The organism is Micromonospora okii (assembly GCF_020884795.1).
Taxonomy (GTDB): Bacteria; Actinomycetota; Actinomycetes; order Mycobacteriales; family Micromonosporaceae; genus Micromonospora; species Micromonospora okii.
The window spans coordinates 384750-407726 of the sequence record NZ_BBZF01000015.1 but is presented as its reverse complement, the minus strand read 5'-3'; the positions used below and the strand labels follow the sequence as shown (position 1 = coordinate 407726).

The 22977-nt window shown below is 76.1% G+C and carries 14 protein-coding genes; 10 read left to right on the top strand and 4 right to left on the bottom strand.

What is annotated here, in order from left to right; genetic code table 11:
- Window positions 1-33 precede the first annotated feature (33 nt).
- The 8 genes from imuA' to LPU43_RS11260 all read left to right on the top strand — a co-directional run bounded on the left by imuA' (window position 34) and on the right by LPU43_RS11260 (window position 10408).
- On the top strand, window positions 34-834 hold the full coding sequence (gene imuA' / locus LPU43_RS11295; RefSeq protein ID WP_229400226.1) for a DnaE2-dependent mutagenesis accessory factor ImuA': 801 nt from the start codon (window positions 34-36) through the stop codon (window positions 832-834).
- A 205-nt stretch (window positions 835-1039) separates the two neighbouring features.
- Window positions 1040-2737, top strand: coding sequence for a DNA polymerase Y family protein (locus LPU43_RS11290; protein WP_229400225.1), 1698 nt, complete (start codon window positions 1040-1042; stop codon window positions 2735-2737).
- 102 nt (window positions 2738-2839) lie between these two features.
- Window positions 2840-6262: an error-prone DNA polymerase gene (locus LPU43_RS11285; protein ID WP_229400224.1), complete on the top strand. Its 3423-nt coding sequence runs from the start codon at window positions 2840-2842 to the stop codon at window positions 6260-6262.
- A gap of 118 nt (window positions 6263-6380) precedes the next feature.
- Window positions 6381-6530, top strand: coding sequence for a hypothetical protein (locus tag LPU43_RS11280; protein WP_373321687.1), 150 nt, complete (start codon window positions 6381-6383; stop codon window positions 6528-6530).
- Window positions 6531-6612: 82 nt separating this feature from the next.
- Window positions 6613-7380 (top strand): methyltransferase domain-containing protein, encoded by a 768-nt coding sequence (locus LPU43_RS11275; RefSeq protein WP_229400222.1) that lies wholly within the window; start codon window positions 6613-6615, stop codon window positions 7378-7380.
- A 47-nt stretch (window positions 7381-7427) separates the two neighbouring features.
- The gene (locus LPU43_RS11270) at window positions 7428-8585 is read left to right on the top strand and encodes an alkaline phosphatase family protein (protein ID WP_373321686.1); all 1158 of its coding nucleotides are present in this window, start codon (window positions 7428-7430) and stop codon (window positions 8583-8585) included.
- 49 nt (window positions 8586-8634) lie between these two features.
- Window positions 8635-9894, top strand: coding sequence for a DNA polymerase IV (locus tag LPU43_RS11265; RefSeq protein ID WP_229400221.1), 1260 nt, complete (start codon window positions 8635-8637; stop codon window positions 9892-9894).
- Window positions 9895-10009: 115 nt separating this feature from the next.
- Window positions 10010-10408 (top strand): SCO2097 family morphological protein, encoded by a 399-nt coding sequence (locus LPU43_RS11260; RefSeq protein WP_229400220.1) that lies wholly within the window; start codon window positions 10010-10012, stop codon window positions 10406-10408.
- A 335-nt stretch (window positions 10409-10743) separates the two neighbouring features.
- Here the strand turns inward: LPU43_RS11260 and LPU43_RS11255 are convergent, their stop codons facing one another.
- From LPU43_RS11255 to LPU43_RS11245, 3 genes are all read right to left on the bottom strand, one after another.
- Window positions 10744-13209, bottom strand: coding sequence for a transglutaminase TgpA family protein (locus LPU43_RS11255; protein ID WP_229400219.1), 2466 nt, complete (start codon window positions 13207-13209; stop codon window positions 10744-10746).
- A 64-nt stretch (window positions 13210-13273) separates the two neighbouring features.
- Complete coding sequence (locus LPU43_RS11250) at window positions 13274-14572, bottom strand: DUF58 domain-containing protein (RefSeq protein WP_229400218.1); 1299 nt, start codon at window positions 14570-14572, stop codon at window positions 13274-13276.
- A gap of 2 nt (window positions 14573-14574) precedes the next feature.
- Window positions 14575-15633 (bottom strand): AAA family ATPase, encoded by a 1059-nt coding sequence (locus tag LPU43_RS11245; protein WP_229400217.1) that lies wholly within the window; start codon window positions 15631-15633, stop codon window positions 14575-14577.
- Between the two features lie 561 nt (window positions 15634-16194).
- Between LPU43_RS11245 and leuS the strand changes: the two genes are divergently transcribed.
- The gene (leuS, locus tag LPU43_RS11240; protein ID WP_229400216.1) at window positions 16195-19032 is read left to right on the top strand and encodes a leucine--tRNA ligase; all 2838 of its coding nucleotides are present in this window, start codon (window positions 16195-16197) and stop codon (window positions 19030-19032) included.
- A gap of 88 nt (window positions 19033-19120) precedes the next feature.
- Here leuS and LPU43_RS11235 read toward each other — a convergent pair whose 3' ends face one another.
- Window positions 19121-21985 carry an AfsR/SARP family transcriptional regulator gene (locus LPU43_RS11235; RefSeq protein WP_229400215.1) on the bottom strand — a complete coding sequence of 955 codons (2865 nt, stop codon included), beginning with the start codon at window positions 21983-21985 and terminating at the stop codon, window positions 19121-19123.
- A gap of 296 nt (window positions 21986-22281) precedes the next feature.
- On the opposite strand from LPU43_RS11235, the gene LPU43_RS11230 reads away from it, so the two are divergent.
- Window positions 22282-22953 carry a CHAP domain-containing protein gene (locus LPU43_RS11230; protein WP_229400214.1) on the top strand — a complete coding sequence of 224 codons (672 nt, stop codon included), beginning with the start codon at window positions 22282-22284 and terminating at the stop codon, window positions 22951-22953.
- Window positions 22954-22977: the final 24 nt, after the last annotated feature.

Here is a 22977-nt window from a genome sequence, read left to right as displayed (position 1 = left end):
ACGGCAGACGAGGCACGACGGGGGGTAGGTCCGATGGCGGGCCGCATGGTGGTCGGTACCGCCGCACTGGCCGGCCTGGTGCGTCCGGCGAGCGCGCCGGAGGCGACCGGCGGACACCGGACGCTCCCGGTCGCCCCCGAGCTGACCGGGCTGCTGCCCCACCGGGGGCTGCGCAGGGGCAGCACGGTCGCGGTCGCCACCGGCCAGCCCTGGCGCAGTGGCGGCACCTCGCTGGTGCTGGCGCTGCTCGCCGAGGCGTCCCGGTCCGGCTCGTGGTGCGCCGTGGTGGGGGTGCCGACGTTCGGCGCGGGGGCCGCCGCCGAGGCCGGGATCGCCCTGGACCGGCTCGCCCTGGTGCCGCAGCCCGGACCGGAGTGGCCGACCGTCGTCGCCGCGCTGATCGACGGGGTGGACGTGGTGGTCGCCGCCGTGCCGGCCACGGTCTCCGCCTCGGTCGCCAGCCGGCTGGCCGCCCGCGCCCGGCAGCGCGGCAGCGTGCTCGTCCCGTACGGCCGCTGGGACGGCGCGGACGTCACGCTCCAGGTGGTCCGGGGCGTCTGGGAGGGGCTGGGGCAGGGCCGGGGGCGGCTGCGGCGGCGCGAGGTCACCGTCTCCGCCCGGGGGCGCGGCGCCGCCGCCCGACCCAAGGAGATCAAGGTCTGGTTGCCCGGCGACGGGCGCACCCGGGTCATTCCCCGCTCGCCCGCCGCCCCGGCGGCCTCCGCCACCGGCCGGTCGACCGCCGGCCGGCTCCGGGCCGTGCCACCGGCCGCCCCGCCGGTGCGCGACGCCCCGGCTGCCCCCGGCCCGCTCGCCCTGGTCGGCCGGGCGTGACCGGAGTGCACGATCCGCGCGGGGAGGCCCGCGTGACCGCGCTGTGCGGTTCGCGCCGGCCGGCCGGACTACGGGGCTCGCCTTGCTCTCCTGGGACCGCTCGGCGCAGGGAGGCCCGTGTTACCGGGCTGTGCGGCCCGCGTCGGCCGGCCGGGCTGCGCGGTTCGCCTTGCCCGGCCGGGACCGCTCGCGCGGGGAGGCCCGTGTGACCGGGGCGCCGACGCGCACGCTGCTGCTCTGGTGCCCGGACTGGCCGGTGCTCGCCGCCGAGATCGTCGACGGGGTGCCGGCCACCGGGCCGGTCGCCGTGCTGCACGCCAACCGGGTGGTCGCCTGCTCCGAGCGGGCGCGCGCCGACGGCGTCCGCCGGGGCCTGCGCAGGCGGGAGGCGCAGGGCCGCTGCCCGGGGCTGACCGTCGTCGACCACGACCCGGGGCGCGACGCCCGGGCGTTCGAGCCGGTGGTGGCCGCCGTCGAGGAGCTGGCCGCCGGGGTCGAGGTGGTCCGCCCCGGCGCCTGCGCGTTGGCCGCCCGGGGGCCGGGCCGCTACCTCGGCGGCGAGGAGGCCGCCGCCGAGCAGATCATCGAGCACGTCGCCCAGACCTGCGCGGTGGAGAGCCAGGTCGGCATCGCCGACGGGGTGTTCGCCGCCGGCCTGGCCGCGCGTGCCGGGCAGGTGGTGCCCCCCGGCGACACGCCCCGATTCCTGGCCGGCCTCGCCGTGGAGGCGCTGGGCCGGCCGGCCCTGGCGGACCTGCTGCGCCGGCTCGGCGTGCGCACCCTCGGGGACTTCGCCGCGCTGCCGGCCGGGGACGTACTGGCCCGGTTCGGGTTCGACGGCGCGCTGGCCCACCGGCTCGCCGCCGGCCGGGACCACCGGCCGCTGGCCGTCCGCCAACCCCCGGTCGACCTGGCGGTCACCGCCGACCACGACGAGCCGATCGACCGGGTCGACGCCGCCGCCTTCGCCGCCCGCGCGCTGGCCGAGCGGCTGCACGACCGGCTCGCCGCGCACGGGCTGGCCTGCACCCGGCTGGGCATCGAGGCGGTCACCGCGCACGGCCAGGAGCTGCACCGGGTGTGGCGGCACGACGGCCTGCTCACCGCCGCGGCCATCGCCGACCGGGTGCGTTGGCAGTTGGACGGCTGGCTGTCCGGCAGCGCCGGCCGGTCCGGTGCGCGTCCGGCCCGGCCGACGGCCGGGATCGTCCGGCTGCGGCTGGTGCCCGACGGGGTGCTCGCCCGGGGCGGCCTGCAACCCGGGCTGTGGGGGGAGACGGGTGAGGAGCGGGAGCGGGCGCACCGGGCGCTCAGCCGGGTGCAGGGCATCCTCGGCCCCGAGGCGGTGGTGACGGCGGTGCTCGGCGGCGGGCGGTCCCCGGCCGACCAGGTGCGACTGGTGCCGTGGGGCGACGAGCGGCTGCCCGCCCGCCCCGGCCCACCGGCCTGGCCGCTCGAACCGACCCTCACCGCCGGTCCTGCCCACGCTGCCGCTCCTGCCCGCGCCGTCCGGGCCGATGGAGGGAGCCGGGCGGGCGGCGTCGCCCGGTCGGGTGGGGTGGCGCGGTCCGGGGAGCCGCCCTGGCCGGGGCGGATTCCGCCGCCCGCGCCGGCCGTGGTGCTCCCCGCGCCGCTCGCCGCGACCGTGCACGACGCCGCCGGCGAGCCGGTCGGGGTCAGCGCCCGGCTCCAGCTCACCGCCGCCCCGGCGCGGCTGGTCGTGGGCGCGGCCAGGCCGGTGGAGATCGTCGGGTGGGCTGGCCCGTGGCCGGTCGACGAGCGTTGGTGGGCGCCGGCCGAGGCCCGCCGCCGGGCCCGGTTCCAGGTCTGCCTGGCCGACGGCGCCGCCCTCCTCCTGGCGGTCGAGGCCGGTCGGTGGCTGGTCGAGGCGATCTATGACTGACGACACCTCGACGGATCTTGGTAGCTTTCGGCCCCTCCAGGGGCCCCTGGAGGGGCCGAAAGCTACCAAGATCTCCGCACGGGCCGGGCGAGGGGGCGTCCGGTGAGTTTTCGTAACCCGAAGATGCCCTGGTCGGAGCTGGAGGACGTGCTCTCCGGGCGGGGCGGCGGCGAACGGGGTGGCGAACGGGGTGGCGGCGGGCAAGGCGGCGGCGGGCGGGGCGACGGGCGGCACCTGCGCGTGGTGGACCCGCTCGCCGTCGACGGGGGCGACGGCGCGGCCCGCAACCGGCGGCCGTACCGGGCCCCGGGGGTGCCCCGCCGCGACGGCGCGGTGCCGTACGCCGAGCTGCACGCGCACAGCAACTTCAGCTTCCTCGACGGGGCCAGCCACCCCGAGGAGCTGGCCGAGGAGGCGGCCCGGCTGGGGCTCACCGCGCTCGCCGTCACCGACCACGACGGCTTCTACGGGGTGGTGCGCTTCGCCGAGTCGGCCCGCGCGCTGGGGCTGCCCACCGTGGTCGGCGCGGAGCTGACGCTGGGCCCGCCCGGCCCGGGTGCCCCCGGGAAGCGGGGAGCGTCCGCCCGCAGCGGCGAGCCCGACCCGCGCGGCACCCACCTGCTCGTCCTGGCCCACGGCCCCGAGGGGTACGCCCGGCTGGCCCGCACCATCGCCCGCGCCCAACTGCGCGGCGGCGAGAAGGGCCGCCCGGACTACGGCGAGCTGGCGGAGGTCGCCGCTGAGCTGCGCGACCACGTGCTGGTGCTCACGGGCTGCCGCAAGGGGCACGTGCCGGCGGCGCTGCTCACCGAGGGGGTCGACGCGGCGGCCCGGGAGCTGGACCGGCTGACCGCCCTGTTCGGCGCGGAGACGGTGGCGGTGGAGCTGACCGACCACGGCCACCCGGTCGACGGCGACCGCAACGACGCCCTCGCCGAGCTGGCCGCCGCCGCCGGGCTGCCCACGGTGGCCACGAACAACGTGCACTACGCCACCCCGGGGCGGCGCAGGCTGGCCACCACCGTGGCGGCGGTGCGGGCCCGGCGCAGCCTCGACGAGATCGACGGCTGGCTGCCCGCCGCCGGCACCGCCCACCTGCGCGGCGGCGCGGAGATGGCGGCCCGGTTCGCCGCGTACCCGGGCGCGGTGGCGCGGGCCGCCGAGTTCGGCGCGGAGCTGGCGTTCGACCTGCGGCTGGTCGCGCCGAAGCTGCCGGCGTACCCGGTGCCGCCCGGGCATACCGAGATGAGCTGGCTGCGCCGGCTCACCATGGACGGCGCCCGGGAGCGGTACGGGCCGCCCGAGGCGCACCCGGAGGCGTACGCGCAACTCGACCACGAGCTGCGGATGATCGAGGAGCTGGGCTTCCCCGGCTACTTCCTGGTGGTGTACGACATCGTCGCCTTCTGCCGCCGGGAGGACATCTACTGCCAGGGCCGGGGCTCGGCGGCGAACTCCGCGGTCTGCTACGCGCTGCGGATCACCAACGTGGACGCCGTGCGGCACCGGCTGCTCTTCGAGCGCTTCCTCGCCCCGGAACGCGACGGCCCGCCCGACATCGACGTGGACATCGAGTCCGACCGCCGGGAGGAGGTGATCCAGCACGTCTACGCCCGGTACGGGCGGGAGCATGCCGCCCAGGTCGCCAACGTCATCTCGTACCGGCCCCGGTCGGCGGTGCGGGACGTGGCGAAGGCGTTCGGCTTCTCGCCCGGCCAGCAGGACGCCTGGAGCAAGCGGATCGACCGCTGGGGCTCGGTCGCCTCCGTCGACGCCGAGGGCATCCCGGAGCAGGTCGTCGCGTACGCCGACGAGTTGCAGACCTTCCCCCGGCACCTGGGCATCCACTCCGGCGGCATGGTGATCTGCGACCGCCCGGTGATCGAGGTCTGCCCGGTGGAGTGGGGCCGGATGCCCGGCCGCAGCGTCCTCCAGTGGGACAAGGACGACTGCGCCGCCGTCGGCCTGGTCAAGTTCGACCTGCTCGGCCTCGGCATGCTCTCCGCCCTGCACTACGGCTACGACATGATCGGCGAGACCCTCGACCTGGGCGACATGACGCTGGACGACCCCGAGGTGTACGACATGCTGTGCCGGGCCGACTCGGTCGGGGTGTTCCAGGTGGAGAGCCGCGCCCAGATGGCCACCCTGCCCCGGCTCAAGCCCCGCGAGTTCTACGACCTGGTGGTGGAGGTGGCGCTGATCCGGCCCGGCCCGATCCAGGGTGGCTCGGTGCACCCGTACATCCGGCGTCGCAACGGCCAGGAGCCGGTGACGTTCCCGCACCCGCTGATGCGCAACGCGCTGGAGAAGACCCTCGGCGTGCCGCTGTTCCAGGAGCAGCTCATGCAGCTCGCCATCGACCTGGCGGGCTTCGACGCGGCGGGGGCCGACCAGCTCCGCCGGGCGATGGGGGCGAAGCGCTCGGTGGAGCGGATGGCCCAGCTCGCCGACCGGCTCTACGCGGGGATGGCCGAGCGGGGCATCACCGGCGAGCTGGCCGACGACGTCTACCGCAAGCTCACCGCGTTCGCCAGCTACGGCTTCCCGGAGAGCCACGCGATGAGCTTCGCCTACCTGGTGTACGCCAGCTCGTGGCTCAAGCGGTACCACCCCGGTCCGTTCCTGGCGGCGCTGCTCAACGCCCAGCCGATGGGCTTCTACGCGCCGCAGACCCTGGTCGACGACGCCCGCCGGCACGGCGTCGAGGTGCGCCGGCCGGACGTCAACGCCAGCGGCGCGAAGGCGGTGCTGGAGTCGACGCCGCAGACCCGGTGGGGCAGCGGGCCGGGGGAGGCCCCGCACTCCTGGGGGCTGGGCGGTCCGGCGGTCCGGCTCGGGCTGTCCGGCGTACGCACCCTCGGCGACGGGGTGGCCGAGCGGATCGAGGCGGAGCGGGCGGCGCGCGGGCCGTACCGGGACATGCCGGACCTGGCCCGGCGCGTCGGTCTCACCGCCGCGCAGCTCGAGGCGCTGGCCACCGCGGACGCCTTCGCCTGCTTCGGGCTGACCCGGCGGCAGGCGCTCTGGGCGGCGGGGGCGGCGGCCCAGGACCGGCCGGGCCGGCTGCCGGGCACGGTGACCGGCGCGACCGCGCCGGCCCTGCCCGGGATGGAGGCGGTGGACCGCCTCGTGGCCGACGTCTGGGCCACCGGCCTGTCGCCGGAGAGCCACCCGGCCCGGTTCCTCCGCGACCGCCTCGACGCCCTCGGCGCGGTGCCGATCGCCCGGCTGGGCGGGGTGGAGCCGGGTCGGCGGATCCGGGTCGGCGGGATCGTCACCCACCGGCAGCGGCCGGGCACCGCCGGCGGGGTGACCTTCCTCAACCTGGAGGACGAGACCGGGATGCTCAACGTCACCTGCTCGCCGGGGCTGTGGCAGCGCCACCGGCGGGTGGCGCGCAGCAGCGCCGCGCTGGTGGTGCGCGGCCGGTTGCAGCGGCACGAGGGGGTGACCAACCTCGTCGCCGACCGGCTCGACCCGATCGACCCGCCGGTCGCCCCCGCCTCCCGCGACTTCCGGTGATCGGCGTCACGGTGTGGCCGGTGGTCGGGAGGGACAATTGTGCTCGCGCGGGCAGAGTGGCCCGCGGTCCAGGAAAGGGTAGGAACCAGTGGCGGGTAACGACACGTACAGCGGTTCGGTGGCGAACGTCCGACGCACCCGGCTCGGCGCCGATTGGGTCGCGGCACACACCACCGAGGCGCGCGAGTACTCGGTGACCGACGGCGCGGTGGCCAACGCCCGCCGTTCCCGCGCCGAGGAGGACCCGGCCGGCGGCGGCGAGTCCTAGGCGCCACCGGCGGTCCACCGCCGCCCGGGGCTCCGCCGGTCGCCGTTTCCCGGCTACCGGATGCGCCGGGCGGCTGGACCGGGTGACTAGGCTCGACCGCGTGGAGCAGACCCGGGGCCGACTCACCGGCCCGCCGTTGACCCCCCGTACCGCCGTCATCTGGTCGGTGCTGCGGGCCGAACTGGACCGCCGCGCCGACGACCGGCTCACCGTCCTCGACGTCGGCGGCGGCACGGGCGGGTTCGCCGTGCCGCTCGCCGGGGCCGGCCACCGGGTCACCGTGGTCGACGCGAGCCCCGACGCGCTCGCCGCGCTGACCCGCCGGGCCGCCGAGGCCGGCGTCGCCGACCGGGTGCACGCCGTGCAGGGCGACGGCGACGCCCTCGCCGGCCTGGTCGAGCCGGCCAGCGTCGACCTGGTGCTCTGCCACGCCGTGCTGGAGGTGGTCGACGATCCCGTGCCGGTGGTGTCCGCGCTGGCCGCCGCGCTGCGCCCGGGCGGCGCCGCGAGCGTCCTGGTCGCCGGGCGGGCCGCCGCGGTGCTCGGCCGGGCGATGAGCGGCCACCTCGACGTGGCTGCCGCGCTGGCCGCCGACCCGGCCGGCGCCGCCGGGCCCCGGGACACCCTGCGCCGGCGCTACGACGCCGACCGCGCCGCCGCGCTGCTCACCGCCGCCGGCCTGGCGGTCGAGGAGATCCACGGGGTACGCGTCCTGGCCGACCTGCTCCCCGCCTCCGTCGCGGACGGCCAGCAGGGCGCCCTGGTCGAGCTGGAGCGGGCCCTGGCCGCCCGGCCGCCGTACCGGGACCTCGCCGCCCAACTCCACCTCTTCGCCCGCCGCCCGGCGTGAGTGGCCCCGGCCCCGTGCCGGGGCCGCCGACGCCGTCGCCCGGCCCGGTGACCCCGCCGGGCCCCCTCACCCCGGTCCCGCCCCGCTACGGCGGCGGGAGCCTGGCCGACGTGCTGCCCAGCGCGCTGGCGGTGCTCGGCGTGCCGGGGGCCGCCGACCTGCTCGGGCTGCGCCCCGGGCTGGCCGGGGTGCGGCGCGTCGCGGTGCTGCTGGTCGACGGGCTCGGCTGGTACCAGATCCCCACCGCCGCCCCGTACGCCCCGACCCTGGCCGGGCTCGCCGCCACCGTCGGCCGCCCGCTCACCTCCGGCTTCCCCTCCACCACGCCGACCAGCCTGGTGACCCTCGGCACCGGCGCCGCGCCCGGCGCGCACGGGGTGCTGGGCTTCAAGGTCCGGGTGCCCGACACCGACCGGGTGCTCAGCCACATCGAGTGGGCCGGCGACCCGGAGCCGCTGCGCTGGCAGCCCGTGCCCACCCAGCTCGAGCGGGCCCGCGCCGCCGGGGTCGCGGTGACCGTGGTGAGCCGCCCCGAGTACGCCGGTAGCGGCCTCACCCTGGCCGCGAACCGGGGCGGAGACTACCGGGGCGCGGCCGACGCCGATGCGCTCGCCGCCGCGATGCTCGCCGCGCTGCGCGCCGGGAGCGGGCCGACCCTGGTCTCCGGCTACCACCCCGACCTGGACCGGCACGGCCACCTCAGCGGCGTCGACTCCGCGCCGTGGCGGGCCGCCGCCACCGAGGTGGACGCCCTGCTCGTCCGGCTGGTCGACGGGCTGCCGCCGGACGCCGCGCTGCTGGTCACCGCCGACCACGGCCAGCTCGACGTGCCGGCGGCGGACCGGATCGACTTCGACGCCGATCCCCGGCTGCGGGCCGGGGTGCGGGTGCTGGCCGGCGAGCCCCGGGTCCGCTACCTGCACGTCGAGCCGGGCGCCGCCGACGACGTGGTGGCCGCCTGGTCGGCCCTGCTCGGCGACGCGGCCCGGGTGCTGCGCCGCGACGAGGCGGTGGCCACCGGCTGGTTCGGCCCGGTGCCCGAGGAGCACCTGCGCCGCGTCGGCGACGTGGTGGTGGTGTGCCGGGGCACGTCCGCCGTGGTGGCCACCCGGTCGGAGCACCCGATGGAGTCGCGCCTGGTGGCGTACCACGGCGCGGACACCGCCGCCGAGATGACGATTCCGCTGCTGGTCGTGCGCGGCTGAGGGCCCGCGCGGTCGCCGCGCTGTCGGACCCGGGGGCTAACCTGCGGGGATGGGTCGCAGTCAGTCGTTGCCGCGTGGCGGCGACCCGCGCTTCGGGCCCGGGGGCGACGACTCCGGCTGCCCGATCCTGCACGTCGACATGGACGCCTTCTACGCCTCCGTCGAGGTGCGCCGCCGCCCCGAGCTGCGCGGCCGGGCCGTCGTGGTCGGCGGGGTCGGGCCGCGCGGGGTGGTCAGCTCCGCCAGCTACGAGGCCCGACGGTACGGCGTCCGCAGCGCCATGCCGACCGCGCGGGCCCGCGCCCTCTGCCCGCACGCGGTCTACCTGCCGCCCGACTTCCCGCAGTACACGGCGGCGTCCCGCGCGGTCATGGCGATCTTCCGGGACGTCACCCCGCTGGTCGAGCCGCTCTCGCTGGACGAGGCGTTCCTCGACGTGGCCGGCGCCCGCCGGCTGTTCGGTCCGCCCGCCGAGATCGCCCGCGCCATCCGCGCCCGGGTCGCCGCCGAGCAGGGCCTGACCTGCTCGGTGGGGGTCGCGCCGAGCAAGTTCGTGGCGAAGCTGGGCTCCACCCGGGCCAAGCCCGACGGGTTGCTGGTGGTGCCGGCGGAGAAGGTGCTCGACTTCCTGCACCCGCTGCCGGTCTCCGCGCTGTGGGGGGTGGGGGAGCGCTCCACCGAGGCGCTGCGCCGCCTCGGCCTGGCCACCATCGGCGACCTGGCCGAGGCGCCGCTCGGCATGCTCCGCAGGGCGGTCGGCGAGGCCGCCGCCAGCCACCTGCACGAGCTGTCCTGGGGGCGCGACCCGCGTCGGGTCACCCCCGAGCAGGTGGAGAAGTCCATCGGCGCCGAGGTGACCTTCGACGCCGACGTGGCCGACCCGCTGGAGATCCGCCGGGCGCTGCTCGCCCTCGCCGAGAAGGTCGGCGGCCGGTTGCGCCGGGCCGGCCAGGTCGGGCGGACGGTCTCGATCAAGGTGCGGATGGCCGACTTCCGCACGGTCAGCCGCTCCCGCACCCTCGGCGTCCCCACCGACACCGCCCGGGAGATGTTCGACACGTCCTGGGCGCTCTACACCGCCCTCGACCCGGGTGAGCGGGTCCGCCTCGTCGGGGTCCGGATGGAGGGGCTCGCCCCGGCGGACGAGACGCCCCGGCAGCTCACCCTCGGCGCTCCCGAGCGCGGCTGGCGGGAGGCCGAGGCCGCCGCGGACGCCGCCGCCGCCCGATTCGGGCGATCCGTCATAGGTCCGGCGAGCCTGCTCGGCCGCCCCGACCCCCGGCGAAACGAAAATCCGCCCCGCCCATAGGTCGTCCCGCTTTCCGACGCGCGACCCCCCTCGTAGACTTGACGGCAAGCAGCCGGATGGCTGCCACGGTCTGTCGGTCCGACCGGGCCGACCAACGTGACCGGGGAGGAGTGCCGTGCCGCTCTCGGAGCACGAGCAGCGGCTGTTCGAGCAGATCGAGCGGTCGCTTGCCGAGGACCCCAAATTCGCCTCGGCCGTGCGCGCCAGCGACCCGCGTTTCCACGCGCGGCGTCGCCTGCTCGTCGCTGCCGGCGCGATCATCGTTGGCCTGGCCCTGCTGGTCTACGGTGCGGTGATCAAGACTCCACCGCTTGCCGTGGGGGGTTTCGTCATCATGCTCGGCGCGGCGGCGTACGCGGTGCAGTCGCACCGCCGGGCGCAGTCACCCGACCTGCACGTGGTCGGGGGGACGACGAGCAGCCGACGCCGCCCGCGCGGGCGGTCCGGCCGCCGGTCGTCGTTGCTCGACCGGATGGAGGACCGGTGGCGGCAGCGCCCGGAGGGGCACCGCTGACCCGGCCCCGCCGCTGAAGATCCCGGCCCCGCCGTCCCCGGCGGGGCCGCGCCGCCGCCCACCCGCAGGCCCGCGTCCACTCCCACAGGGTCGTGCTGCCGCCCGCCCGCAGGCCCGCGCCCACTCCGCGCCCGCCCTGTCCCGCAGGCCCGCGCCCACCCCAACCCGCGCCGCAGGCCAGAACCCGCCGCTCCGGGCCTGCCCCCCGCGCCCGCCCCGCCCCGCGCGCAAATTCACCGAATGAGTGGCCATTTCGCGCTCTAAGCCACTGATTCCGTGAATTTGCGTCGTCTTCCGCCGATGGGCGGGGTCAGTGGTGAGTGCGCGGGGTGGGGTCAGCGGTGGGGGCGGGAGGAGAGCAGTCGGCGGGGGGTCCAGCGCAGCAGGCGGTACCGGGCGTCGCCGGCGCGGGTCACCAGCCGCGAGGTCGCGTCGGTCACCGCCGTGCGCCAGTGCAGCAGCACCGACGGCGGGAGCACGGCGGCCACCACCCGGGCCCGGCGGCCCGCCCGGCCGGCGAGCGCGCCCCGCACGGCGCGCAGGGCCGGGGGCAGTTCCTCGCCGGTGAGGGGCGCGCGGGCGTAGCGGGCCCGCTCCTCGGCCCGGCCGAGCAGCCGGGCCCCGGCGGCGGCGGTGGCGTCCTCGGCGAGGTCGTCGTTCACCAGGCGCTCGGCGGTCGCCCTCGGCGTCTCCGTCCGGTCCACCCGGACCCGGTAGTCGACCAGGGTGTCGAGCAGTTCGTCCCAGGCGGCGTGGGCGTCCGCGCGGGCCCGGTCGGCGTCGACCTGCACGACCATCGTCCGCTCGGAGCCGCCCGCGCCGCTGCCCACGGTGGCCGGCGCGGCGGCCACCGCCGCCCGGCCGCCCCGGCGGCGGCGCAACGCCGCCCGGCGCAGCGCCGGGGCGGCGAGCAGGGCCAGCAGCGCCAGCGCGCCGGCCGCCCACCACGGCCAGGTGGGGTCTTCCCGGGTGGGGGCGTCCGCCCCGACGGCGAGGCCCGCGTCGGTCTCCCGGTCGGCGGCGTCGCGGCCGGCCGGGCCCGCCGACGGTTCCGCGTCGTCCGGCGTGGCGGGGGAACCGGCCCCGGGGCTCTCCGGCTCCGGCCGGTCGGTGTCCGGCGCCCAGGCCGAGCGGGTCGACCCCTGCACCCCGTACGCGGGGGTGGCGTCGAAGGGCACCCAGCCCATCCCGTCGAAGTAGACCTCGGTCCAGGCGTGCAGGTTGCGGTTGGTCAGCACGTAACCGTCGTCGGTGCGGCCCGTGCCGTTGCTGAAACCGAACGCCACCCGGGCCGGGATGCCGGCCGCGCGGACGAGCCACGCCATCGCCGCCGCGTACTGCTGGCAGAAGCCGGCCTTGTTGGTCAGGAAGTCGACGACGTCCTGCCCGCTCGTGCCGCCCTTGGTGGTCAGGCTGTAGGTGAAGCCGTTGTCGGCGGAGAAGTGGTCGTAGATCGCCCGGACCTTGTCGTAGTCGGTGCGCTTGCCGCGCACCAGGTCGGCGACCAGGGCGTCCACCTTCGGGGCCGGCGGGGTGGCCGTCTGCTGGAGCCGGACCGGGTGGTCCGACGGCAGCGACGGGGCCTGGCGCAGCGCCGCCGGGGTGTACGTCGAGCGGACGTACTCGAAGGAGTAGCTCTTGTCGCGGGAGTTGTCCCGGTTGGAGAAGAGCACCTGAAGGTTCGGGTCGTAGAGCCAGTTGCCGCCCAACTCCTCGGTCCGCACCGGCTCGGCGTACACGGGAAGCAGCGGCATGGCGAGGTTCTTCGTGACCTTGACGGTGGCCCGGTACCGCTTCTGCTCGACGCCCGCGCGGGCCCGCTGCGTCGGGTCGGGCAGGTCCCGGGTGACCGGGCGGCCGGTGGGGGTGCGCACCCGGAAGCCGTCGGGCCGCAGCTCGTCGGCGACCCCGTAGCGCAGGTAGAACGGGTTCGGCTCGGAGGTGGTCACCTTGACCATCTCGTACACCTCGGACTGGTTGAGCTGGCCGCTGAGCGAGGCGAACAGGTCGACGCGGCCCTGGTTGCCGCCCTGCCCGGGTCGGCCGCTGCCGTCGCCGGTGCCCGAGCCGAGGGTGTCGAGCAGGCCGCCGGTCATCCCCGGCACCGCCAGCGGCAGCGCCACGGCCAGCACCACCCCGACCACGGCCAGCCGACGCCCGGCGGCGGCCAGCGGGGAGGCCTCCCACACGTCGACGTCCCGGCCGTCGCCGGTGAACCGGCGGCCGAACCGGCGCACCCGGTCCACGTTGTCGGTGACCAGCAGCCACAGGTAGCCGGCGGCGCCGACGACGAACGGCACGGCGGGGACGCTGTCGGTGTACACGGCGACCGGGACCGAGTAGACGGCGAGCATCGGCAGGCCGGCCAGCGCGGGGCGGCGCAGCCCGACGGCGAGCACGTCCACCACCACCGCCACCGCGCCGATGCCCAGCACGGTCACGAAGAGCAGCGGGTCGGTGTCGGGAACCTTTACCCCGTACGAGCGCATGTCCTGCGCCGACGCGCCGAGCAGCTCGCCGAAGTGGGCGAAGGTGCCCGGCGTGGGCAGGAACGCGACCAGCTCGGTGCCAGCGGGGAAGAGCCAGGTCAGCGCGAGCGTCAGCCCGCCGAGCATGCCCAGCGCCTGCCCCCACAGCGGCATCCGGGCCAGCCGGGTCAGCGCGGCGGCCCCGGCCACCACCGCGACCGCGATCGACGTCTGGATGAGCCACGTCCAGCGCTCGAAGATCGCCGACAGGGGGGCCGCCGCCAGCAGGGTCGCGCCGGCGGCCACGAAGCCGAGGTTGCGGGTCGCGGTCACGGGACCACCCTTCCGGTCGTCTGCCCGCCGGGCCGGGCGCACTGGCGCGCGGCCCGCCGGTTCGTCACTTGACGCGCCCGGCCACGGTCTCGGCCAGCGCCGCCCGCAGGGCGAAGCCCTGCTGGCCCCGGCCGGCCTGCGGCCACAGCGCCGGTAGCTGGGCGCCGTGGTCGACCCCCACCACCCGCCACCCGCTGCCCAGCAGGGCGAGCGCGGCGGCGGCGTGCGCGTGGTCGGCCTCGGCCCGGGCCCGGGGCGTGAGGTGCAGCCAGGTCGAGCTGTCCAAGAGGAACCCGACGCAGGTCGCGCCGTTGCCCCGCAGACCGGCCAGCAGCTCCGCCTCGGCGGTGTCCACCGTGCCGAACAGGCCGATGATCAGCCCGCCGTCGGCGCGCTGCCGCACCTGCCGCACCAGCGAGGTGATCTCGCCGCGCGGGTCGAGCCGGACGTCGGCGAGCTGGTCGAGGAGCACGCCGTCCCCGACTGCCTCGGTCGCGTCGACGTCCGCGCCGTCGCCGGTGACCAGGCGCAGCTTGTAGCCGGCCTGGCGCAGGTGCACGGCGATGCTGGCCGCCGCGGAGACCGCCCACTCGAAGCTCGCGGTGGGGCCGTCGCCGTGGTGGCCGTACCCCCGGGTGTCCAGCACGACGGTCGCCCGGCTCTCCCAGGGCTGCTCCTCGCGGCGGACCATCAGCTCCCCGGTGCGGGCGGTCGACTTCCAGTGCACCCGGCGCAGGTCGTCGCCCACCCGGTACTCCCGGGTCGCCACGTCGTCCTCGCCGTGCACCGCCACGGACCGGGCCCGGCTGGAGCCGCTGCCCGCGTACTCGCCGGGGAGGCGCACCGAGGGCAGCGGGGTGACCTGCGGGATCACGGTGAGGTGGTCGGTGCTGGGGAAGGCGCGGCTCAGCTCGCACAGCCCGAACGGGTCGGTCAGCCGGACCACCAGCGGGCCCACCTCGTACCGGCCGCGCACGTCCGCGCGGACCGTGTACGCCACCGAACTGGCCTGGTGCGCGCCGAGCCGCTCCAGCACCACCCGGGGCCGGCTGCCCAGCGCGTACGGCAGGCGGTCCTCCAGCAGCAGCGTGCCGGTGGGCAGGCGGGACAGGTTCTGCAACCGCAGCACCACCCGGGAGTTGGCGCCCACCGGAACCCGGTGCGGCTCCAGCGACCGGTTGCAGGCCAGCCGGTACCGGCTGCGCCCGACGTACGCGGCGGCGAGCAGCGGCAGCGCGGCCAGCAGCACGGCCACCCGCAGCAGGTCCCGCTCGCCGAGGATGGCAGCGGAGACCGCGGCGGCCAGCGCGGCAGCCAGGAACGACCGGCCGCGGGTGGTCAGGCCCCGGAGTCCGTCGCGCACGCTCACCCCTTCCGCGGCTCGTACGGGCCTCGGCCGTGGCCCTCGGCGGCGGGCCGGGTGTCGTAGGGGGAGCGCTGGCGGTCGTGCGGCAGCGGGAGCCGGTGCACCAGCTCGGAGACGATCGCGTCGGTGGTGCGCCGGGCGAGCTGGGCGTCGGCGGTCGGGATGATCCGGTGGGCCAGCACCGGCACCGCCAGCGCCTGGAGGTCGTCGGGGAGCACGTAGTCGCGCCCCTCCAGGGCGGCGACGGCCCGCGCGGTGCGCAGCAGTTGCAGGGTGGCCCGGGGGGACGCGCCCAGCCGCAGGTCGGGGGCCTCCCGGGTGGCGGTCACCAGGTCCACCGCGTACTGCTTCACGGCGTCGGCGACGTGCACCTCGCGGACCGTGGCGATGAGCCGGCGCACGGTGTCCGCGTCGGAGACCGGCCGCAGCTCCCGCAGCGGGTCGGCGGCGCCGTGGCCGTCCAGCATGGCCAGTTCGGCCCCGGGGTCCGGGTAACCCATCGCGATGCGGGCGGTGAACCGGTCCCGCTGCGCCTCCGGCAGCGGGTACGTCCCCTCCATCTCGATCGGGTTCTGGGTGGCGATCACCATGAACGGGGTCTGGAGCTGGTAGGTGACCCCGTCGACGGTGACCTGCCGCTCCTCCATGCACTCCAGCAGCGCGGACTGGGTCTTCGGCGAGGCCCGGTTGATCTCGTCGCCGACGACCAGGTTGGCGAAGACGGCGCCGGTGCGGAACTCGAAGTCGTGCGTCTCCTGGTTGTAGACGCTGACCCCGGTGACGTCGCTGGGCAGCAGGTCGGGGGTGAACTGGATGCGCCGCACGGTGCAGTCGATCGACCGGGCGAGGGCCTTCGCCAGCTTGGTCTTGCCGACGCCCGGCACGTCCTCGATGAGGAGGTGGCCCTCGGCGAGCAGGACGGCGAGGGCGAGGCGCACCGTGGCGGTCTTGCCCTCGATGACCCGCTCGATGTTGGCCACGATGGCCTCGCTGGCGGCGCGGAACTCGTCGTGCGGCAGCAGTTCGCCGCCCACCTCGTCCCAGGTCTGTTGGGTCACGGGCCTCCTCCTCGTCGCGGAACGGCAGCGCTGTACAAGAGCACCTGGACCCGCCGTCTGGTTGCCGACGAGAAGCATCGTCTGCCGCAGGGATCGCACTGGCACCTCAGGCTAACCATGTTTGTCGTCATCGCCGACCCCCGCAGCAAGTCGGTCGGTTACGCCCCGGAATATTCGCCGGAAGGGAGGAGTGGCGCGATCCGCCGGGCGTCGGCGGGCCGCCTCCCGGTCCGGGCGACGTGCGCGGCGTGCCACCTCCCGGTCCGGGCGACGTGCGCGGCGGGCCGGCGGGGTAGACTCCCCGCATGGCCGGAGTCTTCCTGCTCCTTACCGGGCCGTGCTGATGCGCTGACAGCGCGACAGCACGGCGGCCCCTCCTGCGCGAGGGGCTTTTTTGTGCCCTCCGTCGGCCGTTCCGGCCGTCGGGCGGCACGCCCCCGCCGGGCGGCCGGCGGCGGGCGGGCGGGTCCACTCCCGGACCGACATGACCGCGCCGAGCGAGGTCAGCACCCAGCCCGGCCGTGGCGTGGCCGGCGGCGACGAGCGAAGCGAGGAGACGCCATGAGTGAGGCAGCACCGGCGGGCGACATCCCCCCGTACCGGTACACCGCGGCCCTGGCCGGCGAGATCGAGCAGCGCTGGCAGGACACCTGGGAGCGGGAGGGCACCTTCCACGCCCCGAACCCGACCGGGCCGCTGGCCGACCCCGACCACCCCCGGGCGGGCGCCGAGAAGCTGTACGTGCAGGACATGTTCCCCTACCCGTCCGGGGCGGGCCTGCACGTCGGGCACCCGCTGGGCTACATCGGCACCGACTGCTTCGCCCGCTACCAGCGGATGGCCGGGCGCAACGTGCTGCACACGATGGGCTTCGACGCGTTCGGGCTCCCCGCCGAGCAGTACGCGGTGCAGACCGGCACCCACCCCCGGACCACGACCGAGCAGAACATCGCCCGGTACAAGGCGCAGCTACGCCGGCTGGGGCTGGCCCACGACGAGCGCCGGTCGGTGGCGACGATCGACACCGACTTCTACCGCTGGACGCAGTGGATCTTCCTGCAGATCTTCAACTCCTGGTACGACCGGGACGCGCGCCGGGCCCGGCCGATCGCCGAGCTGATCGCCGAGTTCGAGGGCGGCAACCGGCCGACCCCCGACGGCCGCCCGTGGGCGGAGCTGACCGTTGCCGAGCGGCGGGAGGTCGTCGACGGGCACCGGCTGGCGTACGTCTCGCAGGCCCCGGTCAACTGGTGCCCGGGGCTGGGCACCGTGCTGGCCAACGAGGAGGTCACCGCCGACGGCCGCTCCGACCGGGGCAACTTCCCGGTCTTCAAGCGGAACCTGAAGCAGTGGATGATGCGGATCACCGCGTACGGCGACCGGCTGCTGGAGGACCTGGACGTCCTGGACTGGCCCGAGCCGATCAAGCTGATGCAGCGCAACTGGATCGGCCGGTCGACCGGCGCGCACGTCGACTTCCCGACCGCCGCCGCGCCGATCCGGGTCTTCACCACCCGGCCGGACACGATCTTCGGGGCCACCTACATGGTGCTGGCGCCCGAGCACGAGCTGGTCGACGCGCTGGTCCCGGCCGCCTGGCCGGAGGGGACGAGGGACGCCTGGACCGGCGGGCACGCCAACCCCCGGGCGGCCGTCGAGGCGTACCGGAAGGCGGCGGCGGCCAAGACCGACGTGGAGCGGCAGGCCGAGACGAAGGAGAAGACCGGCGTCTTCGTCGGCGCGTACGCCACGAACCCGGTCACCGGCAGGCAGATCCCGATCTTCGTCGCCGACTACGTGCTGGCCGGCTACGGCACCGGCGCGATCATGGCGGTGCCCGCGCAGGACGAGCGGGACTGGGCGTTCGCCGAGGTCTTCGAGCTGCCCATCGTGCGCACCGTGCAGCCGCCGGAGGGCTTCGACGGCACGGCGTACACGGGGGACGGGCCGGCGATCAACAGCGCCGCGCCCGAGCGCGGCCTGGACCTGGACGGCCTGGGCGTCGCCGAGGCCAAGGCGGCGATCGTCGCCTGGCTGGAGGCGAACGGGCACGGCACGGGCGCGGTCACCTACCGGCTGCGCGACTGGCTGTTCTCCCGGCAGCGCTACTGGGGCGAGCCGTTCCCCATCGTGTACGACTCCACCGGGGCGGCCATCGCGCTGCCGGAGGAGATGCTGCCGGTCGAGCTGCCCGAGGTGGACGACTTCTCCCCGAAGACGTTCGACCCCGACGACGCCGGCAGCAACCCGGAGACGCCGCTGTCGCGCCGCCGCGACTGGGTCGAGGTGGAGCTGGACCTGGGCGACGGGCCGAAGCGGTACACGCGGGAGACCAACGTGATGCCGCAGTGGGCCGGCTCCTGCTGGTACGAGCTGCGCTACCTGGACCCGACCAACAGCGAGCGCTTCGTCGACGCCGAGAACGAGCGGTACTGGATGGGCCCGCGCGGCGAGGGCGACTGCGGCGGCACCGACCTGTACGTCGGCGGCGCCGAGCACGCCGTGCTGCACCTGCTGTACGCCCGCTTCTGGCACAAGGTGCTCTACGACCTGGGTCACGTCTCGTCGTTCGAGCCGTTCCGCAAGCTGTTCAACCAGGGCATGATCCAGGCGTACGCGTACACCGACGCCCGGGGCTCCTACGTGCAGGCCGAGGAGGTCGTCGAGCGCGACGGCGGCTGGTACCTGGGCGACGAGGCGGTGCGCCGCGAGTACGGCAAGATGGGCAAGTCCCTGCGGAACGTGGTCACCCCCGACGACATGTGCGCCGCCTACGGCGCGGACACCTTCCGGGTGTACGAGATGTCGATGGGCCCGCTGGAGGTGTCCCGCCCCTGGGAGACCCGGGCGGTCATCGGCTCGTACCGGTTCCTCCAGCGGGTCTGGCGGGCCGTCGTCGACGAGCAGACCGGTGAGCTGCGGGTCACCGACGACCCGGCCGACGAGGTGACCCGTCGGCTGCTGCACAGGGTGGTCGACGGCGTGCGCGGCGACATGGAGGGCATCCGGTTCAACACCGCCATCGCCAAGCTGATCGAGCTGACCAACGCGCTCACCCGGCTGCCGGCCACGCCGCGCGAGGTGGCCGAGCCGCTGGTGCTGATGCTTGCCCCGTTCGCCCCGCACGTCGCCGAGGAGCTGTGGCGGCGGATGGGCCACGACGCCTCCCTGGCGTACGCGGACTTCCCGGTCGCCGACCCGGCCCTGCTGGTCGCCGAGACGGTGACGTACCCGGTGCAGGTCAACGGCAAGGTGCGCGGCCGGATCGAGGTGGCGGCCGACGCGTCCGAGGAGACCGTGCGGGCGGCGGCCCTGGAGGCGGTCGCGTCCGCGCTGGCCGGCAAGGAGCCCCGCAAGGTCATCGTGGTGAAGGGCCGGATGGTCTCGGTCGTCGCCTGAGGTGCAAGGAAGGGCCCCTTCCTATCGCAAAAGCGATAGGAAGGGGCCCTTCCTTACCCGTGCCCGGCCCGCCGACCGACCAGCCGGGTCAGCCCGCCCGGCCGGCCATCGCCGCCGACTCGACCGCCGGCTCGCGGTGGCCGGCGGCCAGCTTGTCGCGGAGCCGCTCGGCCATCGGATGCCCCATCTCCGTGAGGATCTCCAGTGCCTGTAGCCAGCAGTGCCGGCCGGCCACCGGGTCACCGAGGGCCTCGTAGTTGTCGCCGAGGTGCTCCAGCGTCTCCGCCTCGTTGTACCGGTGCCCCAACTCCTGATTGAGGGCCAGGGCCCGCCGGAAGCAGCGGGCCGCCCTCCGGTGGTTGCCGAGGTGGTGGTGCGCGTAGCCCAGGGTGTCCCAACTGTTCGCCTCGCCGACCGCGTCGCCGAGCCGCCGTTGCAGGATCAGCGCCCACTGGCAGTAGCGGACCGTCTCCCGGTGCTCGCCGAGCACCGCATGGTCCCAGCCGACCGCGTTCAACGCCCGGGCCTCCCCGGCCGGGTGCCCGGCGGCGCGAAAGAGCCGCAGCGCGAGCTGGTCGTGGCGTAGCGCGGTCGCCTGGTCGCCCTCCTTCTCGCTGACCCAGCTCAGGGTCAGCAGCGTCTGCGCCTGACCGGCCCGGTCGCCCTGCTCGTCCAGCAGCGCCAGGGCCGACTCCAGATGCGCCCGGGCCGACCCCAGCCGGCTCGTCTCCGCGTAGGCGGCGGCGATGTCACCGTGTGCCCGCGCCGTCGCCGCCCGGTCGTCGGTGCGCTCGGCCGCGGCCAGCGCGTGGTTCTGCGCGACGATCAGGTCCTCCCAGTAGCCTCGGCGGCTCAGGAAGGTGGTCAGCGCCGACGCGAGCTGCCAGACGTGCCGGTCGAAGCCGTGCCCGGCGGCCATCTCCACCACCCGGCCGAGGACGTCGTGTTCCTCGGCGAACCAGGCCAGCGCCCGCCCGTTGTCCGCCGGTTCCTCCGGGGTCACTCCGGGCTGGGCCGGCGGCGGCGTGGTCGGCTTCCGCAGCGGGGAGAACCGCTCGTCGGCGGCACGCGCGCTGCGCAGATAGTGGTCCACGATCCGGTGCCGGGCCGCGCGGCGTACCGCGTCCGGCTCCGACCCCACCAGCTCCGCGGCGTACGCGCGCAGCAGGTCGTGACAGGTGTACCTGCCTGGCGCCCGCTCGATCACCAGTTGCGCGCGCGCCAGCTCCGCCAGGACGGGGCGCGCCTGCCGCTCGGGCATGGCGGCGAGGCTGGCGGCGGCCGGCGCCGAGATGTCCTGCCCCGGGTGCAGCCCGAGCAGGCGGAACACCCGTGCGGCCGGCTCGTCCAGCGCGCGGTACGACCAGGAGAAGACCGCCCGGAGGTCGGTGGCGGGATCGCCGGCCGCGAAGCCGTCGAGGCTGCCCTGCGACTCCGCGAGCTCCCGGGCCAGCGCGGCGAGGGGGAAGCCGGGGTTGGCGGCCGCGCGGGCCGCCACGATCGCCAGGGCCAGCGGCAGCCGGGCGCACCGCTCGATGATGCCGTCCGTCGGCCCCGGCTCGGCCGTCACCCGGCCGTCGGCCAGCCGCGCCACCAGCAGCTCGCGGGCCTCGGCTGCGGTGAGCAGGCCGAGCGTGACCGGGCGCGCGCCCTCGATGGCCACCAGGCCGGGCATCTGCGAGCGGCTGGTCACCACCACCGCGCACCCGGGCGCACCGGGCAGGAGCGGGCGCACCTGCTCGGCGTCCCGGGCGTTGTCGAGCACGACCAACATCCGCCGCTGCGACAGGAGGGCGCGGTAGCGTCCGGCCCGGCCCTCCCGGCTCGCCGGGATCCGCTCCGGCGGCACCTGCAACGCGTCGAGAAAGAGCCGCACCGCCTCGTCGCTCGACAGCGCCGGGCCGCCGGGGTCGAAGCCCCGCAGGTTGACGTACAGGCATCCGTCCGGCAGGTCCGGGGCGAGCAGGTGCGCGAGCCGGACGGCGAAGCTGGTCTTGCCCACTCCGGCCGCGCCGGTGACCAGCAGGACCCGGCGCGGGCCCGGAGCCAGGCAGTGCCGCCGGGCGTCGTCGAGCGCTGCGGCCCGGCCGACGAAGTGCGGTGGGTCCGCAGGCAGCAGGCTCGGCGGGGCCATCGGGGTGGACCCGGCGCCGGCCGGTGCCGGCGGGCCGACGGGCAACTCCTCGCGGCGAAGGATCGCCCCGTGCAGCCGCTGCAGGCGCGGCGCGTCCATGCCGCGCTCGCGCAGCAGGGCCGCGCCGTGGCGACAGACCTCGGCGGCCTCGTCCACCCGCTGCTCGGCGTAGAGGGCGAGCGCGAGCAGGTGGCGCAGGCCCTCGTCGTACGGGAACTGCGCGACCGCGCCGGTCAGGTCGCCGATCGCCGCGCCGTGCCGCCCGAGCGCGATCAGCGCCTCGGCGTGCCCCCGCCGGGCGGTGCGGCACAGCGCCTCCAGCCGGGCCACCTCGGAGAGGGCGAACGGCCGGTCGGCGACGTTGGCGAAGGGTGCCCCGCGCCAGCGGGCCAGCGCGGTGCCGAAGAGTTCCGCGGCGCGCGAGAGGGCCGCCGGGTCGCCGCCGTCGAGCAGCCCCCGCCCCTGCGTGATCTCCCGTTCGAAGAGGTGGGCGTCCAGCTGGTCGGGGGCGAGGTCCAGCCGGTACGCCAGGCCGGCGCCCGCGCCGACGGTGGCGACGACCGGGGCCGCGGCGGGCCCGGACCGGCCGCAGGCGAGGGCACGACGCAGGTGCGAGACGTGGCTGCGCAGGGTCGCCGCCGCGCCGTCGCCCGCCCCGGCGCCCCAGAGGAGGGCGACCAGGCGGTTGGCCAGCACCGGCCGGCCCAGCGCGAGGACGAGCACGGAGAGGAGCTCCGCCTGCCGGGGGCCGAGGCGCACGACCTCGCCGTTGCGTTCGACCTCCAGCGGACCGAGCACGGTGATCCGCAGCTGTGCCAATCGGATGCACCCCCGTGCCCGTCGCATTCGCCCGCGTCGTTCCAGTCTATCGAGCCGGGCGGATCGCCGCGTGCGGGATTTGCACCCGTCTTCCACGTGGTTTCCACCCGCCGGCGCGACGGTGTGTCGCACGGGCGGGGAGAAGCTCCGCCACGAGACGCCGGGAGCGGCGCCGGCACACCGGCGGGAGGAACGTGCGCGGAGTCCGCGGCACGGGCGTCCACCTCGGAGGCTGCGCCGGTGACGCCGACACCGATCGACAGCGCGGTTCCCGGCTCTGGAGCAAGGAGAACGTGATGAGATCCATCCGCATGGCCCTGGTGACGGCGCTCACCGTCGCCGTGGGCCTCTTCGTCGGGCCCGGGGCCGCGCACGCCGCCGACACCCAGCTCGGCATCGACGTCGGCAACATCGCCTGGGAGCAGTTCACCTCCACCAACGAGGACGTGGCCTACCGCCTGAAGGAGCGCACGAGCGGGAACTGCAACTTCTACACCGGCTTCTGGGCCGACCCGAAGAACGACCGCTACGACGGCTCGGGCACCGGCACCTGCGGGCCGGTGAGCCCGGGCTACATGTACCGGGACGGGTCGAAGACCTGGGACGACGTGAAGTGGCGCGCGCGGGCGTGGTGCGCGGACTTCGCGAAGTTCGCCTTCTACTGGGGCGGCGCGAAGTACACCGGCCTCAACGCCCTCGCCTCCAGCTTCCGCACCTACGGCATCAACAACGGCACCTGGCACGCCCGGGGCAGTGGCTACATCCCCCGCAAGGGCGACGCGGCGGTCTACGACTGGGAGGGTGACGGGGTCATCGACCACGTGGCGATCGTCACCTCGTACTACGACACCACCACGGACGGCGACCACTACGTGGTCGGCGGCAACCAGTCGAACGCGGTGACCCACGTCCTGCACGGCAACTGGGCGTCGGGAATCGTCGGCTACACGTCACCGGCGAACAAGTAGCTCCCCGCCCGCGTACGCGGCCGG

Coding starts and splice junctions, on each gene's coding strand:
- imuA' (WP_229400226.1), top strand. CDS start 34: ATGGCGGGCCGCATGGTGGTCGGTACCGCCGCACTGGCCGGCCTGGTG.
- LPU43_RS11265 (WP_229400221.1), top strand. CDS start 8,635: ATGGGTCGCAGTCAGTCGTTGCCGCGTGGCGGCGACCCGCGCTTCGGG.
- leuS (WP_229400216.1), top strand. CDS start 16,195: ATGAGTGAGGCAGCACCGGCGGGCGACATCCCCCCGTACCGGTACACC.
- LPU43_RS11230 (WP_229400214.1), top strand. CDS start 22,282: ATGAGATCCATCCGCATGGCCCTGGTGACGGCGCTCACCGTCGCCGTG.